The sequence below is a fragment of the Microbacterium aquilitoris genome, from assembly GCF_031932285.1.
Classification (GTDB): Bacteria; Actinomycetota; Actinomycetes; order Actinomycetales; family Microbacteriaceae; genus Microbacterium; species Microbacterium aquilitoris.
In genome coordinates this window covers 902,443-919,049 of the sequence record NZ_JAUZVT010000001.1, presented here as the reverse complement: position 1 = coordinate 919,049, position 16,607 = coordinate 902,443, and the positions used below count along the sequence as shown (strand labels likewise).

Annotated in this window: 15 protein-coding genes and 1 tRNA gene; 4 read left to right on the top strand and 12 right to left on the bottom strand. The window is 67.7% G+C overall.

The window, feature by feature from the left end; all coding sequences use genetic code 11:
- The first annotated feature begins 34 nt into the window (after positions 1-34).
- Complete coding sequence (locus tag Q9S78_RS04430; RefSeq protein ID WP_311869052.1) at positions 35-1,465, top strand: alpha-amylase family glycosyl hydrolase; 1,431 nt, start codon at positions 35-37, stop codon at positions 1,463-1,465.
- Between the two features lie 26 nt (positions 1,466-1,491).
- On the opposite strand, the gene Q9S78_RS04425 is transcribed toward Q9S78_RS04430, so the two are convergent.
- A complete protein-coding gene (locus tag Q9S78_RS04425) occupies positions 1,492-1,914 on the bottom strand; it encodes an organic hydroperoxide resistance protein (protein WP_020097977.1) in 423 nt (140 codons plus the stop codon).
- Positions 1,915-1,927: 13 nt separating this feature from the next.
- Positions 1,928-2,368: a MarR family winged helix-turn-helix transcriptional regulator gene (locus tag Q9S78_RS04420; protein WP_311869049.1), complete on the bottom strand. Its 441-nt coding sequence runs from the start codon at positions 2,366-2,368 to the stop codon at positions 1,928-1,930.
- 83 nt (positions 2,369-2,451) lie between these two features.
- Here Q9S78_RS04420 and Q9S78_RS04415 point away from each other — a divergent pair, with 83 nt between their 5' ends.
- On the top strand, positions 2,452-3,093 hold the full coding sequence (locus Q9S78_RS04415; protein WP_311869048.1) for a ThuA domain-containing protein: 642 nt from the start codon (positions 2,452-2,454) through the stop codon (positions 3,091-3,093).
- A 1,536-nt stretch (positions 3,094-4,629) separates the two neighbouring features.
- On the opposite strand, the gene Q9S78_RS04410 is transcribed toward Q9S78_RS04415, so the two are convergent.
- The 8 genes from Q9S78_RS04410 to Q9S78_RS04380 all read right to left on the bottom strand — a co-directional run bounded on the left by Q9S78_RS04410 (position 4,630) and on the right by Q9S78_RS04380 (position 13,038).
- On the bottom strand, positions 4,630-6,570 hold the full coding sequence (locus Q9S78_RS04410; RefSeq protein ID WP_311869674.1) for a DUF3732 domain-containing protein: 1,941 nt from the start codon (positions 6,568-6,570) through the stop codon (positions 4,630-4,632).
- Between the two features lie 2 nt (positions 6,571-6,572).
- Positions 6,573-7,076: a three component ABC system middle component gene (locus Q9S78_RS14310; protein ID WP_376716529.1), complete on the bottom strand. Its 504-nt coding sequence runs from the start codon at positions 7,074-7,076 to the stop codon at positions 6,573-6,575.
- Complete coding sequence (locus Q9S78_RS04405; protein WP_311869045.1) at positions 7,066-8,145, bottom strand: ABC-three component system protein; 1,080 nt, start codon at positions 8,143-8,145, stop codon at positions 7,066-7,068. The genes Q9S78_RS14310 and Q9S78_RS04405 overlap by 11 nt, the downstream gene beginning before the upstream one ends.
- 572 nt (positions 8,146-8,717) lie before the next feature.
- Positions 8,718-8,790, bottom strand: a tRNA-Arg gene (locus Q9S78_RS04400).
- A gap of 64 nt (positions 8,791-8,854) precedes the next feature.
- Entirely contained in the window at positions 8,855-9,499 is a 645-nt protein-coding gene (locus Q9S78_RS04395; protein ID WP_020097973.1) for a hypothetical protein, read from the bottom strand.
- A gap of 49 nt (positions 9,500-9,548) precedes the next feature.
- Positions 9,549-11,024, bottom strand: a complete 1,476-nt coding sequence (locus Q9S78_RS04390) for a serine hydrolase domain-containing protein (RefSeq protein WP_311869043.1) — start codon at positions 11,022-11,024, stop codon at positions 9,549-9,551.
- Between the two features lie 26 nt (positions 11,025-11,050).
- Positions 11,051-12,007, bottom strand: a complete 957-nt coding sequence (locus Q9S78_RS04385; RefSeq protein WP_311869041.1) for an aldose 1-epimerase family protein — start codon at positions 12,005-12,007, stop codon at positions 11,051-11,053.
- Positions 12,004-13,038 (bottom strand): zinc-binding dehydrogenase, encoded by a 1,035-nt coding sequence (locus Q9S78_RS04380; protein ID WP_311869036.1) that lies wholly within the window; start codon positions 13,036-13,038, stop codon positions 12,004-12,006. The genes Q9S78_RS04385 and Q9S78_RS04380 overlap by 4 nt, the downstream gene beginning before the upstream one ends.
- A 52-nt stretch (positions 13,039-13,090) precedes the next feature.
- On the opposite strand from Q9S78_RS04380, the gene Q9S78_RS04375 reads away from it, so the two are divergent.
- Complete coding sequence (locus tag Q9S78_RS04375) at positions 13,091-14,335, top strand: FAD-dependent oxidoreductase (RefSeq protein ID WP_311869034.1); 1,245 nt, start codon at positions 13,091-13,093, stop codon at positions 14,333-14,335.
- Here Q9S78_RS04375 and Q9S78_RS04370 read toward each other — a convergent pair.
- Together Q9S78_RS04370 and Q9S78_RS04365 are read right to left on the bottom strand one after the other, a co-directional pair.
- Complete coding sequence (locus tag Q9S78_RS04370; protein ID WP_311869032.1) at positions 14,326-15,168, bottom strand: sulfurtransferase; 843 nt, start codon at positions 15,166-15,168, stop codon at positions 14,326-14,328. The two genes, Q9S78_RS04375 and Q9S78_RS04370, sit on opposite strands and share 10 nt — an antisense overlap.
- Before the next feature lie 97 nt (positions 15,169-15,265).
- Positions 15,266-15,883 (bottom strand): hypothetical protein, encoded by a 618-nt coding sequence (locus Q9S78_RS04365; RefSeq protein WP_311869030.1) that lies wholly within the window; start codon positions 15,881-15,883, stop codon positions 15,266-15,268.
- Between the two features lie 249 nt (positions 15,884-16,132).
- On the opposite strand from Q9S78_RS04365, the gene Q9S78_RS04360 reads away from it, so the two are divergent.
- Positions 16,133-16,600 (top strand): hypothetical protein, encoded by a 468-nt coding sequence (locus tag Q9S78_RS04360; RefSeq protein WP_311869028.1) that lies wholly within the window; start codon positions 16,133-16,135, stop codon positions 16,598-16,600.
- Positions 16,601-16,607: the final 7 nt, after the last annotated feature.

The following is a 16,607-nucleotide window of genomic DNA, read 5'->3' as shown; positions in this document are numbered from 1 at the left end:
CGCCCTCTACGCTGGGGGGCGGGAGGTCCACCGCATGAGCACCATCGGGGCCGTCGAGGATGACCTCGCGGCGACGCTGTCCGCTGTCGCGGAGCGCGTCCGCATCGACGACGCCGCGGCCGAGCGGATCCGCCAGCACGTCCCCGGGCTGCGCGCGGCGCTGGCCCGACGCGGATCGTCTGCCGATCTCGTCGACCTCGTGACGGCGGCGGTCGTCGCCGCGAACGGTCGTTCCCTCGACCTCAAGGTGCACGGCGAGCAGCGCGCCGCGAACCCCGTGCGCACGAGTTCGCGGTTCGCCCTCGGCGCCGCCTGCTACGCCGACAGGTACGCCGGCAACCTCGCCGGGCTCCGAGACGAGATCCCCGCGCTCCGCGACCTCGGCGTGAGCGTGCTGCACGTCCAGTCACCGTTCGCCCGCCGGGAGGACGGCACGATCGACCTCCGTCGCGGCGACCCCGGTCTCGGATCGATCGACCGCCTCTCCGACCTGGCTGCCCACCTTCGCCTGTCCGGCATCTCGCTCGCGGTCGACATCCCCGCGCGCGACGATCTCGCTGGACTCGTGGACGATCTCCTCTTCCTCGCCGGGCGCGGGGTCGAGGTCTTCCTCCTTCCGGCTCGCGACACGGTGGACGTCCTCGCCCCCGTGCTGGCGATCGGTGCACCGGGGGTCGATGTGCTCCCGGCATCTCCCGGTTCCGCTCCTCTTTGGCACGCGCTCGCTACGGGCGACGCGGCACCCCTGCAGCGCGCGCTCGAGGCACGCGACGGCAGTCTCGACGTCGCCGCGGTGCGGGACGCGGACGCGGTGGTGTGGCGAGCGGATGCTGCCGAGCTCACCGCTCGCTACACGGACGGCTCCTCGTTCGGGCGCGGCCTGGCGACGGCGGACGGCGTGGCGGGGACAACCGCGTCGCTCGCCGGGGTCGAGGCGAGCGACCCGCTCGGCGAAGCCCGCGTGGCCCTCGCGCACGCGTTCGCGCTGAGCGTGCCGGGTCTTCCCGTGCTGTGGCTGGGCGACGAGGTCGGTCAGCTGAACGACCCGACGTTCCGCGACGACCCCGAGCGTCGCGACGACCCGCGCTGGACGCACCGCGGTCAGAAGCCGCGTGACCGCTATGCGCAGAGGACGGATGCCGCCACCTCGGCCGGCCGCATCCACCGCGACCTCACGAAGCTCATCGCCGTCCGGCACACGACGCCGGAGTTCGACGGGACGCGTCTGATCGGTTTCGACGTCCCCGCGCCGTCGGTCGTCGCGTATCAGCGCCCCGGCGACGGGTCGGTCGTGCTGGTGCTCGCGAACGTCGCCGCAGAGCCCGCGCATGTTCCCGCGGAGACGCTGTCGGGCTTCGCGCGCACGGCACTCGATCTGGTGGAGGGCGTCGAGCTCGCAATCGACGAAGGGCTCACGCTGCCCGCCTGCGGTTTCCGCTGGCTGCGCGTGAGCCCTGTCGTCTGAGTCCGGCCCTCTGAGACCGGCGGATGTCAGTCCTCGACGACCGTGACGGTGACCTCGATGTTGCCGCGCGTGGCGTTCGAGTAGGGGCACACCTGGTGCGCGGCGTCGGCGAGCGCCTGCGCCTGGTCGTGCGGGAGGTTCGGGATGACGACCTCGAGCTGCACGGCGAGACCGAAGCCGCCCTCGCCGTTGGAGCCGATGCTCACGCGCGAGCCGACGCTGGTGTCCTCGAGGGTCACCTTCTGGGCGCGGGCGACGGACTGCAGGGCGCTGTGGAAGCACGCGGCGTAACCGGCGGCGAAGAACACCTCGGGGTTCGGAGCGCCACCGGCGCCACCCATCTCCTTGGGAACGCGCACGTCGGTGTCGACGAGACCGTCGACAGTACGGACGTGTCCGTTGCGGCCGCCTCCGGTTGCGAGTGCTTCTGCGGTGTAGAGAGCTTCCATGATGTCCTTCGGGTCAGGAGGCGATTGCCTCGTCGGTGGTACGCATGACGCGGTTCAGGTCGTGGACCGCGTCGAGCAGCATCCGCGCCTTCTCCTCGTCGAGTCCGGTGCAGCGCGCGATCTCCGCGCCGACGACGGACAGCTCCGAGCGGAGCGCACGGCCGTCGTCCGTCAGCGAGACCTCGACGACGCGGTCGTCGTGAGGACTGCGCGAACGGGAGACGATGCCGCGCGCCTCGAGGCGGCGGATGAGCGGCGAGAGAGTCCCGGAATCGAGGAAGAGCTCTGCGCCCAACTCCTTGACCGACCGGGACTCTTGCTCCCCGAGAGCGACGATGACGAGGTACTGCGGGTACGTCAGCCTCCACGGCGCGAGCACGCGCCGATACGCCTGCCCGAAGGCATGGCTGGCCGAGTACACCCCGAAGCACACCATCTGGTCGGTCGCTCTCATACACGTATGGTTGCACGCAATTTAGTTGCGCACAACTTAACGGAAGACGAACGTTCGTTGCGGATCCTCCATAGGGTGAGTACATGACCACGGGCGGCGGCGGAATACTGCTCTTCTCGGGCGGTGCGGATTACGCCGACCCGTGGCATCCGTTCGCGGAGACCAGTGCGATCGTGGCCGACGTGCTCCGCGACGAGGGTGACGTCACGGTCGTCGACACGCTCGACGACCTCGCCGAGCGGATCGACGCTGCTGACATGCTCGTCGTCAACGCCGGCGGCGGTACCGCGCCGCATCCGCTCGACGCGCGCCTCGCCGAGATCCTCGCGGCCTACGGCGGCCCGCTGCTCGCCCTGCACGTCGCAGCGACGCTTCTGCCGGAGCACACGGTGTGGGAGGCGCGACTCGGCGGACGCTGGGTCCGCGACGAGACCTACCACCCCGAACGCGGACCGCTGCACGTGCGCGCCGTCTCTGCATCCGTGGCCGACCTCGATCCCCTCGACACCGTCGATGAGGCGTACACGGCGCTCCGGGTCTCCCCCGAAGCCGACGTCCTGCTCGTGCACGACCACGCCGACGGGGTCGCGCACCCGCTCGCGTGGACGCACGAGAGCAACGGATGCCGCGCCGCCTACAGCGCGCTGGGGCACGACGCGGAAGCCTACGCGCCGCCGCTCGCGCCGGAGCTCATCCGGCGGCTCAGTCGCTGGCTGCTCACCTGACGGGCCGAGAACAAGAAGAGCCCCATCGAAGCGGAGCTCTTCTCAGACTGTCTCAAGACAGTGCGCCCCGAAGGGCCCCGAACCCTCAACCCCCTGATCCGTAGGGACGGCCAATGAACAGAGGCCGCGCAGCCCTCCACGCCGTGGATGCCGATCACACCTGCGTGCACACATTCGAGCATCGGCCTGAACTCCGGCGCAGGCTCCGCGCACGATAAGTATCCTCATCTGGACATTGCGCATGAGCGGGCACGGTTCGTGTGCGGGGCGCTTCTGAGAAACTCGCGAGATGGATTTGCAGCAGTTGACCAGTTTCACGTCGCCCTGAGGCACTGCAACAACGTCGTGTAGTTTCGTCCCGACCACGGTGGCCCGGGGCGCGGACATCGTGCGACGGAAGCATCACTCAACCGTGCGATCGTTTTTATTGCGGTAGCGGCGTGGCAAGCCGCTGTCGAGGAAATGGTCATTGCCATTCTCGATTCAGCACGGCCGAGAGGCCCGGCGCCGATCGACATTGCCGCCACGACGCAGCCGTCGGACCTGCCCGCAGGGCGATCAAGGACTTCGCGACGCCGAACTCGCACAACACGCGACGACTCATGCGCAGTGCTGGATTCGATCCGCAAAGTCACTGGACGTTCAGTCTTGCGGGCGGGCGCGGGAAGCCCAGAATCGTCTGGACCCCGACCATGGTCGAAGCACGCCTCGATCAATGGCTCCAGGTCCGGCATGCACTGGCGCACGGTCACGACGCGCTAGGCGCAGTTAATGCACTGCTGACGGTACGCCTCAAGAACACCAAAGGCGCGCCATGGTTGAACTCGAGGATGCGGAACAGTGCGTGGCGCTCCTCAACCGACTCGTGCGGCTCACCGCTGGCGCGGTCGCCGCCCGCTGCGGGTTGCAGTGAAGTACCCGCGGCCGTAGTGGACCCATATTGAGGCAGTGCGCGGGAATCGCGCGCCGGACCAGGTGACCTGCACAACGGCGCCTCAACGACCAAGAGTTGAAGCAGGCCGCGCGCTTCATCCGATTACGGGCCACGTTCGAACCCCAGGGGGGGTGTGTTTGCTCCCCCACAGCGGGATGATTGAACCACGCCGATTGGGTCCGCTGTAAAAGAGGGGGACGAACGTTGCCAAAACCGCGTGGGCTGATCAATCACGTGAGGGTCGAAACGGCGGTCCGGGAGCGAGTCTGCCATCGCCACAAGACAGGCCAGGATGCGAGACCAATCATGGCTGGCGAACGATGCCTCGTAATCGATACCTCGGTGATGGGAAAGCAGAGCTACTGCCTCGATGCCGCAACGGACATCATCGAACAGGCCCGACTTGATATCGACGAGATTGCACGTCAAATTTCTGCTACACGCTAGGGCGCGTTCCGGTCTGTCAGGTGTGCGGGTGCGGATAATCGGGCTGATCTAGGAGTCGAGTTGCGACCACCCTTGAGCGCGCGGAGGCTCGAAGTATGTCTATCTCAGCGCCAGCGCTCCGGTCCGACTTTGCCGCTCGCAGCAGTTTGCCGGAGTTAAGTCTGCATGCCATCGAGCCAGTCGACCGGGATTAGCGCCTCCCCGTTGCGCCAATTGGCGATCACCGCGTCCTGGAACCACTGGTCGGAGAGATTTGCATGATCACAGACGATCACCTGCATGGCACCATCCAATTCGTCCACGTACCGCGCAAGAAGAGTGAATTGACGGCGAACGCCCTCCCAATCAGCGTCTTCGTCTTCGGCCGCGTCGACGATTTCTTCAGGGAAGAAGGCCTGAGTCGGCTGATCGAGCATCAAGAATCTCGGCACCGGACGAGCTTGGGTTGCAAACCAGTGGTGGAAAGCGAGGTGAGCTACGAGGTGGTATCCGACCCAGTTCTCTCCGCTCCCCATGCGTGCAAGAGGGCGTCGGCCACCAGGATAGAGCGCCGCCACAGACAAACTAGGTAGGTCGAACACGATGTGGTGCTCGGACCCCTCGAGCCCTAATGCGCGCGCGTATTCGGTGAGGTTCCCCGAGATCTGATCGAGTGCGTGTTGGGTTGCTAGTTCCGGGCTATCGGCGGCGAGCAGTTCCTCGAGACGCGCGATCTGACCTCGGAGTGTGGCTGCTCGCCCGCGCAATATGTTGACCTCATCGCGCGTATCCACTCCGCGTTCGAGTTCCTGCATGACGCGTCCCTTGAGCTGAGCCACCCGCTCACGAAGCGGTAGGCCGTCGACCTCGTCGGTCTCGTCGCGGCGCAGTGAGTCCAATCTCGCAAGCAGAGTGCGGATCTCGGCCGTCGCATCAGCCCGTCGCGCAAGCAACGCATCCATCGCAACTTGCCGCTGTCGATCGGTATCAACGGCGGCCTGAAGCCGCAGGCGTAGCCCATCGAGGTGGCTCTGAATAGCCGAGATTGTCTCATCCGGTTCAGGCAGGACCGAGTGACACAGGGGACAGGTTTCGGGATCACCCTCAACTCGTCTGCGAGGCGCCATCACTTCGACGGCTGATAGGCGGTCGACCTGATGAGCTATCTCGTGCTCCGCGCTAGCCCGAGCGCTCTGAAGTGAGCGAAGGGTCTCAGCGCGAGCATCGATTCGACGGATTTCGCCGTTCAGCTCCTCAAGGGCCCGAGTGGCCTCACCATACAAACCCGCCAGATCGGGTGAGATGTCTGGTTCGGGTCTACTCGCCTGGAGAATCGATTCCAACTGATCTCTTGGAGAAAGTGCCGCGAAAGCCTCGGCTGTGGTCATGAGGCCGAGAGAGTCTGCTGCGGCCAGGAGGCGCATTATTCGCGGTGTCTGTTCGGCTGCGTCCGCGTCCACCACCGAGATCTCGTTCAGGCTTCGTTGGAGTTGACGACGAGCGTTGAGAAGTTGGCGCTGGATTGCGAATTGCTCGGGAGTAGCGGCGCCAAGAAAGTACGGAAGCGTGTCTCGAATAGTGCTCTTTATCTGACCGTCTGCGGCGCGGTGGAAGAGCACTTCGGAGTTGCCGATCTCATTCTGCGTTTGAAAGCAGTAGAAGAGGGCCTGCTTGATAGAAACCTCGATTGGGTAACGCAACGACCCCGGTTCAGGCTGAACCGTGTACCGCTCGACACCGATACGGTCGGAAAGCGCGTCGCGGATGACGTCGGTATCCGCGTTCACCTCGAGTTCCGCGTGGTCGAGAGGCTCCAGATCTTCCCCGCCGAACCGAACCATCGCATGAGTCGTTGTGGCCGTTTCTGGGTTTGGGCGGGCAATGAAGATCCTTTGATCCCCAACTACGACCAACGCGTAGTACCACGAAGCATTCTCGCTGATCGTTCCACTAGGGATCGTCACCGTGTTCCGGCCTAGACAGAATTCGACGACATGAAGAAGTGCCGACTTCCCTGTCTTGGACTTCCCGGTGAGGATATTCAGGGCGTTTGGCCTGAACCGCACATCTCGGCGCTGACCCGAGCGGCTATACACGCCCGTTGCAAGCAGTTGCATGCTCAAACTCCGATTCCAAGTATTTCCACAACCTCGTGGGTTTCAATGCTCGCCAGCCAACGACCGTAAAGCTTTGCCGCTCGCGTGGCTGCGGCGACCTCTGCTGGCCACCCAGCAGCTGGCGACTTCGGTGATCTGGTCGCAAAGATTGTCGCGCCACGCAATTCGAGGCGCTGGCCACGTAGTCCGAACCGGATCGCACGTCGCGTCTGCTCGCTCATCAAGTCCACACGGCTCGCTAATTCCCCCACAATTGCCGGGTTCTGCGTGGCCCAGCGCGACAGCGTTACCCGAGCTTGTGTCGGGAGGGAGCGGCGCGTCTCAGCATGCAAGGCTATGGGCAATACTAAAAATGCTTCCGTCCAGGCCATCGGGCCGCCCCCGGTCGCCTGTCTCCAGTGACAGGAAGTCACGATGAGTTCGCTCGTGAGTGCAGCGTTAAAGAGTGCAGCCGCTTCGGGGCTGCGTCGCCATCTAACCGGTCGCAGAGAATCGTCAGCTGGCATCGAGTAATTCTCCAAGTTTCTCGACGAAATCTGGGTGCCACCCGATCGGATCGTCGGGGATGCCGATCTCGCCGTCCGCCAGCGCGTGGAACACGCCCCGGCTGAACCAGCCTTCATCGAATCGATCGCGAATTCGCGCGCGCGATCGCTCTGATAGGTCCTCCAGAATCTCCTGACCCACAATGTCGAGATCAGTTCGTCCGTCGCGCGCCATCTGGGCACATTTCTTGTCGAAGATATTCTCCCACTCGTCACGGACTCTAGCGGCAAACCTGTCCAGTTCACCCTCAGGCATTAGTTGGTGTCGAAGCCAGTACGAGCGTTGCGCAAACGCCCTGTGATAATCGCGGATCGACTTCCAGAGTCGGGTTTCATCGAGCGCAATCCATCGCAACTGAATGACAAATTGTCGCTCGGCGTAGCCGGCCGCGTCTTCGGGACGGAAAGGATGAGGGAAGGATGGGTCGATCGGCAATGCGTCGGGACCGAGTTGCCCTGCGATATCGGTAACCATTGCGATCAAGTCGGTGCCTGCGACGGCCGATATCTTGCGGCTCAGCATTCCTACTGCCATCACCGCCCAGCGCCCAAGGAGCAACTCTAAGAAGACATCTTCGCGACCAGCGGGAATTCCGAAGCGGAAGACCTTCGCGAGCGACTGCATGAGGTCGTCGGCGTGAGGAGCACTGTCCTCGAGGAAGATCCTCGAGATGAGTGCATGTTGCTGACGTGGGTCCAGAGCGACAAAGCGGTCGCGCCATTTCTGAGTCGCTTGGCTACCAGACGTCCGAGCGGCTAGCAGTATCTGCGTAAGCGCCTGATCCGTGTCTCTCGATCTCGACGTCAGACCAAGCAACTGGTCGTCCTGGCCAAGCGCTTGCGTGGTTACCAACCGGAGAACACTGGCGACGTCATCTGGAAGGTCCATCCACACGTTGAGCGTCCGCCACAGGTCGGTGCTGCTAGCTGAGATTGACGCGGCAGGGCCAGCGTGGTGCTTGACCTGGAGCAACTCCATTGGAGTGCCGTTGTCGTCAAACTGGATGTCGTCGAGCGCCTCGATTCGCACTTCGGTTTCCGGGCTATCCGAAGCTCGCTTCCCAAATTCGACGAGGCTCCAAAGGCACTGGTGAACATACCCGAGCGCTTGGCCAGCCGCACTATGACCGCTCACTGGCATAGCTCACCCCCATCGCTCACCTCCTTCACAACCTAGCCGTTCGGTCCCGGGTAGCGCGACCGATGGGCGGGCTGGGTCATCACGGTTGCTCTGGGGTGAACACGCCGTCCACGCCTCTTAAGTGGGGCATTCGCACATGCACGGTTAGCGGTCCTCTCATGTCGAGGCAAAGTCGATGTCTGTGAAGCCGTCGCAGCGGCCTCGCCTTCGTCTCGGATAGCCCGCTCAGGCGAACGCGCGCTCACGGTACTACTAACGCGCGCCAACCAGCGTCGCCCGGGCACACACGTACGTGCTCACACTCCGGAGCTCGCATCCGAGCTGATCAGTCTGTAACAGATGGACACCGGCGATGAATGCCGCACGTCGACAGCCAAGGCAGAACGAACGGCGGGAGCAGCCCGGAGAACAAGAAAAGCCCCGCCGAAGCGGGGCCTTTCTCAGACTGTCTCAACACAGTGTGCGCCCGAAGGGACTCGAACCCCTAACCTTCTGATCCGTAGTCAGATGCTCTATCCATTGAGCTACGGGCGCATGGCCTGTTTCCGGGCCGAGGAACAGCATACGTCACGTCGGGCCCCAATCCGAAATCGGGCCGCTACTCCAGCTCTCCCGGGTCGATCCCGGCGGGATCGGACTCGAGGATCGGCTCGGGTTCGACGCCGCCGTCGCGGAGCGCCTGCTGCTTCGCGACGCTCCGGCGGTGCGCGCGGAGCTTCGGCAGGTCGACCAGGCGCAGCGCCTGCATGCGGGCCACCCGCATCCGCTCGTAGTCGGCGTCCAGGTCGGGACGCGCCGCGGCGATCCGCAGCGACCGGTCGATGTTCTTCGACACCTCGGCCCAGGCGGCGTCGCGCGCATCCGCGATGAGCTTGCGCAGCTCCTCCTGATCCTCCGACCGGGCGCGCAGCTCCTTCGCGACATGCAAGGACTGCTTGCGGCGCCGGCGCAGGTTGCGGACGTCGCGACTGCGGTAGTCGTGCGTGCCGCTCGAGTCGGAGTACCGGTTGCGGGCGGCCTTGCGCTCGCGCTCGGTGCGGGCGGCATCCGCTTCGGCCTCTTCAGCGAGGGAGATCAGGATGTCGCGGGCATCGCCGACGAAGCGATCGGAATCGAAGTCGTCGCCGTCGACGAGGATGTCGACCAGGATGCGGTTCTTCAACGCCAAACGAGTCGCCGCGGACGCGATGTAGAGCCCCTCGGCGACGACGTCCCGGGTCCTGACCCGCTCATTGTCCGTCAACGCTCACCCCTTGCCTCCAGTCTACCGAGCAGGGGGTGTCGGATGCCGGTCAGCTGAGCGACGGCAGCGCGTGGCCGGCAGGCCCGTCTCCGCGCAGCGGCGGGAACCGCCACGCGAGCGACGCCGGGCCGTTCGGCGCGATGTCGACGTGAAGGGTGTGCGGGGTCTGGATCATCCGCAGCCGTGCGTGCCACGTGCCGTCGGCACCCACGCCGGCGACGGAGCGGAACGGCACCGCGTCGAGCCCCTCGGCGGGCGCGGGCCACTCCCCCGCGGCCCAGTCGCCTCGCCCGACCGGCAGCGTCACGTCGATCCCTTCACCCAGGAATCGGATGCTCCAGCCGCCGTCGGCCTCGGTCACCTCGACGCGCTCAGCGCCGGGAACCGGCCCGTTGCTCGTGAAGGGTCCGGGAGGGTAGACGGCCGCGTCCACGTCGAACGTTCCCGAGAAGCCCGTGCCGCTGTCATCCGGCAACGGCAGGGCCAGCGACGACAGCCGCTCGGCGAGCGCGGCATCCGCGTCCTTGGAGCCGGCACCGGCCATCGCGGGACGCAGGTGCTCGGTGATGAGGCTGAGGAGGGTCTGCATGTCGATGGTCTCGGCCGTCGTGATGATGACGGCGTCCTCTTCGGGCCAGACGATGATGAACTGCCCGTACGCGCCGTCGCCGCGGAAGCCGTTCCGGTTCATCCAGTACTGGAATCCGTAGCCCTGCTGCCAGTCGATCGGGTCGGGGGCTCCGGGACCGCGGTGCGCGGTGTCGTTGTCCATCTGCTTCGAGGTCGCCGCAGCGACCCACTCGGGGTCGAGGATCTGCTCGCCCTGCCAACGCCCCTTGTCGAGCATGAGCTGACCGGTCTTGGCGAGCGACTCGGTGAAGACGTGGATGCCGCTGAAGCCCATCTCGACGTCGCCGATCATCATCCACTGCGCCTCGTCGATGCCGAGGGGCTCGAGCAGCCTCGGGCGCAGGTAGTCGAGAATCGTGCCGCCGGTCGTCTTGGCGACCAACCGCCCGACGCCGTAGATCGTCGGCTGACTGTAGGCGAAGACCGTGCCCGGCTCCCGATCCGGCGCGACGCGGAAGAAGCCGCCGAGCAGATCGCCGCCCGCGTCGCGCGAGGCCATCGCGGCGCGGTCGAGGGCTTCGCTCTCGTGACCGCTCGACATCGAGAGCGCGTGCCGCACGAGATACCGGCGGTACTTCTCATCGAGGTCGTCGGGAACGAGTTCGGGGAAATGGTCGACCATCACGTCGTCGAGCTCGAAGCGCCCCTCCGAGATCGCCAGGCCCGCCGCGGCCGAGGTGAACGTCTTCGACAGCGAGTAGACGAGGTGCTTCAGATCGGGCGCGAACGGCGCCCACCACCCCTCCGCGATGACGTGCCCGTGGCGGAGCACCATGAGGCTGTGCATCTCGGTGTCGGTCTGACCGATCGCATCGATCAGACGATCGACACCGGCGGCATCCACTCCCTGCTCTGACGGAGTGGACCGGGGCAGGGATGAGGACGTCGACGTCATGCCGCCATCCTACGAAGGGCTTCCCCTCAGAGGGCCGAGATGCGCCAGGACGCCGCGAACTCGGCACCCGGCTCGAGCACCAGCAGTCCCGCGTCGTAATCGTACACAGCCGCGTTGAACGCGTCGGGCGCGCAGGTCATCGGCTCGACGGCGACGCCGTTACGGTGCGCGGGATTCGTGGCACCGTCGGGCTTGTCACCGGTGTAGACCTGCACCCACGGGCACTCGGCACCCCACGTGACCTCGACGCCGACGCCCGACGGATCGGTCAGGCGCAGGACGGCGGTGCCGGCGGCATCCGTCTCGAGGTCGGTGAACGCGTGGTCCAACTGCACGTCGCCGAGAGGCCGCGGCGCACGACGGTCGAACCGGTCGGGGTCGTGGTCGGCGACGGGGTGAAGGGCGACGGGGCTGAGCCGGTCGGGCGTGACTTCGAGGACGGATGCCGCGGGCAGCGCGAGCATCCATTCGTCGAGCGGTGCGGGGCCGGCCTTCAGGTACGGGTGCGGGCCGGTGCCGAACGGTGCCGGCGTCGCGCTGAGGTTGCGGGCGCGCACCGTCTGGGTGAGGCCGTCGGCGGCGAGCGCGTAGGTCGTCTCGACACGCACGCGCCACGGGTACCCCGACTGGGGCGCGATCGTCGTCGCCAGGGTGACGCTGCTCTCGGTGCTCGCGACCTCGGCGAAGTCGACCCACGAGGCAAGGCCGTGCAGGGCGTGCGAACGCTCGGGCTCGGTGAGGGCGGCCACGATCTCCTGACCGTCGAACGTGTAGGTGCCGTCGACGATGCGGTTCGGCCACGGGGCGAGGGTCGTGCCGCGGTAATCGGGGCGCACCTCGTCGGCGTCGAACGACACGATGAGGTCGCGGTCGCCGTGGCGGAGCACACGGAGCGAGGCGCCTGTCGAGGCGATGACCGCCTCGTAGGCGCCGGAACGGATCGTGTGCTGGGTGCCGGAGAGGGGCGGGGTGGCGGTGGTCACGGGCGGAGCATCACTTTCAGGGCGGCGCGGTCATCCATCAGGCGATAGCCGTCGGCGGCCTCGCCGAGGCTCAGCTCGCGATCGAAGACGGCCCCGGGATCGACCGTACCGTCCAGCACGCCCGGCAGGAGTTCGTCGATGTAGGCACGGACCGGCGCGACGCCGCCGGTGACGGTGACGTTCTTCTCGAACTGCACGCGCTGCAGCGGCGCCTCGGTGTACTGCGGGGCGCCGACGCGCGACATCGTGCCGCCCGCGCGCACCGCGCCGAGCGCCTGCTCGTAGGCGGGGAGGTGGCCGACGGCGTCGATGACGACGTGCGCGCCGAGCCCGCCCGTGAGCCCGCGGACGGCCGCGACCCCCTCGTCGCCGCGCTCGGCGACGACGTCGGTCGCGCCGTAACGGCGGCCGAGGTCGGTGCGCGCCTCGTGACGGCCCATGAGGATGATGCGCTCCGCGCCGAGCTGCCGAGCAGACAGGACGGCGAGCAGGCCCACGGCACCGTCGCCGATCACCACCACGTCCTTGCCGGGTTCCACACCACCGGTGACCGCGGCGTGCCAGCCCGTGCCGTACACGTCGCTCAGCGTGAGGAGCCCCGGCATCCGCTCGTCGTCCTCGGCGACGTCAACGCGGTACAGCGTGCCGTCGGCGAAGGGGGCGCGGCGACGTTCGGCCTGCGCGCCGCCGGCACCCGTGGGCTTCGTGGTGCCCGCGTTCACGCACGAGGTCTGCAGGCCCGCTCGGCAGAACTCGCACTCGCCGCACGAGAAGACGAACGGCACGATGACGACGTCACCCGGCGAGACGGTGCGGACGTCGGCGCCGACCTCTTCGACCACGCCGATCATCTCGTGCCCCATCGAGCGGCCCGTGTCGTTCGGCTGCATGGAGTGGTACGGATGCAGGTCGCTGCCGCACACGCACGCCACGACGGTGCGGAGCACGGCGTCGGTGGGCTGTTCGATCCGGGGTTCGGGTGCGTCGACCACGCGGACGTCACCGGGGCCGTACATGTAAGCAGCTCGCATCCTCCGATTCAACTACGGATGCCGCGCCCGCGCGCCGTGCCAGGCTGTGGGCATGAGCGCGGTCCATGATGTGGCGGTCGTCGGCGCGGGTCTCGCGGGGCTCCGCGCCGCCACCCTGCTCGCCCGCGCCGGGCGGGACGTCGTGGTGCTCGAGGCGCAGGACGAGGTGGGCGGCCGACAGCGGACCGACCGCGTCGACGGATTCCTGCTCGACCGCGGGTTCCAGGTGATCAATCCCCGTTACGACGCGCTGGCCCGCGCGGTCGACCCCGCCGACCTCGATCTGCGGCCGTTCCCCGTCGGCGTCCGCGTCGTGCGCGGCGCCCGGTCGAACGTCCTCGCTCACCCCGCCCGCCACCCCGGGATGCTGCCCGCCACGATCGCGGGCGCGCTGTCGGGCCTCGTGGCGCCGGCGGACGTCGTGGGCGCCGTGCGGTGGCTGCTGCCGGGGCTTGTGCGCCCGGCATCCGTCGCCCACGGCCCGGATGAGACGCTGCACGAGGCGTGGGACCGCGTCGGCCTCACGGGGCCGCTGCGGCAGTCGGTGCTCGAGCCGTTCCTGGCCGGAGTGCTCGCCGACGACGGCGCCGCGACCTCGGCGGCCTACGCCACGCTGATCACGCGGCTGTTCGCGCTCGGGCGGCCGGGCGTTCCGGCGGCGGGCGTCGCCGCGCTGCCGCGGCGGCTCGCCGAGCTCGCGCGCGCGGCGGGCGCGGAGATCCGACTGTCGCATCCGGCCGACGGCGTGACGTTGCGCGGCGACCGGGTCGACCTCGGCGGCGCGGAGCCTGTGACGGCGCGCGAGGTGATCGTCGCGGTCGGCGGTGAGCACCTGCCGCGGCTGACGGGCGAGCCGGCGCCGCCGATGCGGGGTCTGCAGACGTGGTGGTTCGGTACGGGGGCGGAGGCACCGGCATCCGCTCTGCTCGCGGTCGACGGCGAGCGCGCGGGTCCCATCGTGAACAGCGTCGTGATGTCACACACCGCTCCCGGGTACGCGCCCGCGGGCAGGCACCTCGTCGCCGCCAGCTGCCTGTTGCGGGATGCCGCCGACGAGACGAGCGTGCGCGCGCAGCTCGCGCGGATGTGGGGCGGCGAGGCGGCGTCGTGGGAGCTGCTGCGACGCGACGACATCCCGCTCGCGCTGCCCGCACTCGCGCCGCCGATGCGGCATGCGTCCCCGGTGAGACTGTCGGAGCGGGTGGTCGTCGCGGGCGATCACCGCGAGACGCCGTCGATCGCAGGAGCCCTCGTGTCAGGCGAGCGCGCGGCGGCGTCGGTGCTCGGTCAGGGCTGATCGCCGGTCGCGACGGGGCGGTCGGGGTGGTTCGACCACTGGCTCCACGATCCGCCGTACAGCGCCACGTCGATGCCGGCGAGGCTGAGCGCGAACGCCGCCTGCGCGGCCGACACCCCCGAGCCGCAGCTGACGCCGACGGTCGTGTCGCCCGTGACGCCCAGCGCCTCGTAGCGTGCGCGCAGTTCCTCCGGCGAACGGAACCGACCGTGCTCGTCGACGTTGCCGCCGGTGGGCGCGTTCACCGCGCCCGGGATGTGACCGGCCCGCGGATCGATGGGTTCGAGGTCGCCCCGGTAGCGCTCGGGGGCACGGACGTCGAACAGGATGCCGGTGGTCGGCAGCTCCGCGGCCTCGTCGATGTCGAGGCGGGTGAGGTGCCGCGGGGTGAGCGCGACGTCTCCGCGGGCGGCGTGGACCGTCCCTGACTCGAGCGCAAGCCCGGCGTCGCGCCAGGCCTGCAGGCCGCCGTCGAGGACGCGGACGTCGGGCACACCGGCATCCGTCAACACCCACCAGGCACGCGCCGCGCCGAACATCTGCCAGTCGTCGTAGACGACGACGGTGTCACCGCGGTCAACGCCCCAGCGCCGCGCGGCCGTCTGCAGGTCCGCGATCTCGGGCAGCGGATGCCGACCGTCCTCGGGCGCGCCATGGGCGGCGAGTTCGTCGTCGAGGCTCACGTACACCGCGGTCGGGATGTGACCCGCCTCGTAGTCGTCGCGCCCGTCGGGGCGGTCGAGACGCCACCGGACATCGAGGACCGTGAGCGCAGCGGCATCCCGGATCATGTCGTCGAGCTCTGCAGGGCTGATCAGTCGCGCACGCGTCATGCCCCGACCCTACGACGCCCGACGCGACGATGCCGGAGCCCCGTCGAACGGGGCCCCGGCATGTGCGTGGGAGTGCGGGTCTAACGCGCGCAGGCGATCAGTTGCCGAGCACGCCGTCGACGAGGTCGTTCACGCTCGAGGAGACGTCGCCGACCGTGCTGTCGACGTCACCGGTGATGTCCTTGACGAGGTCGCCGGTCTTCGAGGAGACATCGCTCGAGACGTCGCCGACCTCACCCGAGACATCCGTCTTCGGGGAGACATCCGTCTTCGGAGCGACGTCGGCCTTGGGCGAGACGTCGGTCTTGGGCGAGACGTCGGTCGTGTTGCCCGAGCCCACGTCGTTGCCGTTGCCGACCTCGTTGCCCGAGCCGAGCGGCGCGTCGACCTTCGTGTCGTTGCCCGAGCCGAGCGGAGCGCTCACGTCGTTGCCCGAGCCGATGGGGGCGTCGTTGCCGGAGCCGATGTCACCGACGGACAGCCCGCCCGTCGACACGTCGCCCAGGAGGGGACCGTCGAGCAGCGAGCCGATGGAGCTCTCGAGAGCCTTGTTGGCGTTGAGGAAGTCGGTGAACCCCTCGGCCGCCGTGGTTGTGGTGGTGGTGGTGTCCTCGCTCTGCGCGGCGTTCGCCGGGAGGGCGAATCCGGCGGTGAGAGCGACGGCCGCGAGGCCGGTCGAGCCGAGGACGATGGTCCGCTTCAGGTTGGTACGCATGGTGTGTTTTCCTTCCTTCAGTGCGGCTTTCGCACGATCGGTTGTCCGGTCACGGCCGCAGATCGGATTGGATCGGATGCCGCATGAGCCGCCGACCGGACGGTGACCAGCCCACGCGTCCCGCAGGATTCCGGGCGACGAGCGGCATCCTGAAAAGTTGTTATGAGGCGTCGCAGCGCGGCGCCCGGGTCAGGATTGTGCAAGTGGTCGGCAGGAAGTTCCATGACCACGCCGACCTGAAGGAGATCCGTGACCACGCCGACGCACATCCTCCAGGAGAACGGCTCCAGCAGATTCCCCCTGATCGACAATCTGCGGTCATTCGAGGACCAGCTCCGGTTCACCCTGACGCAGATGGACGGCTCCTCCTTTTGGGCGTTCAGCCTGTGGCGCGCGCCCGAGGGCGCCAACCTGCGCGCGAGCCTGCCTCCCTCGGAGAACTACATCCAATGCGCCGGTGAAGCCGTAGGCGTGGCGGTCGAGGTCCGTTCGACCGACGCCACCGGCACGGCGCACCAGTACACCGTCGGCAAGCCCGGTACGCCCTCGCCGGGAGAACCCACCGAGACGATCCGCTGGGACAGCGGGCGACGCAGCACGACGGTCCATGCGCACGAGGTGCTCACCCTCGATGAGGCCGCAGAGCTGTTCATCGCCTACTACCGCGACGACCGCGTGCCCGCCGAGTACACCCTGCGCGAGCTCAGCGGCGCCTGACACCCCC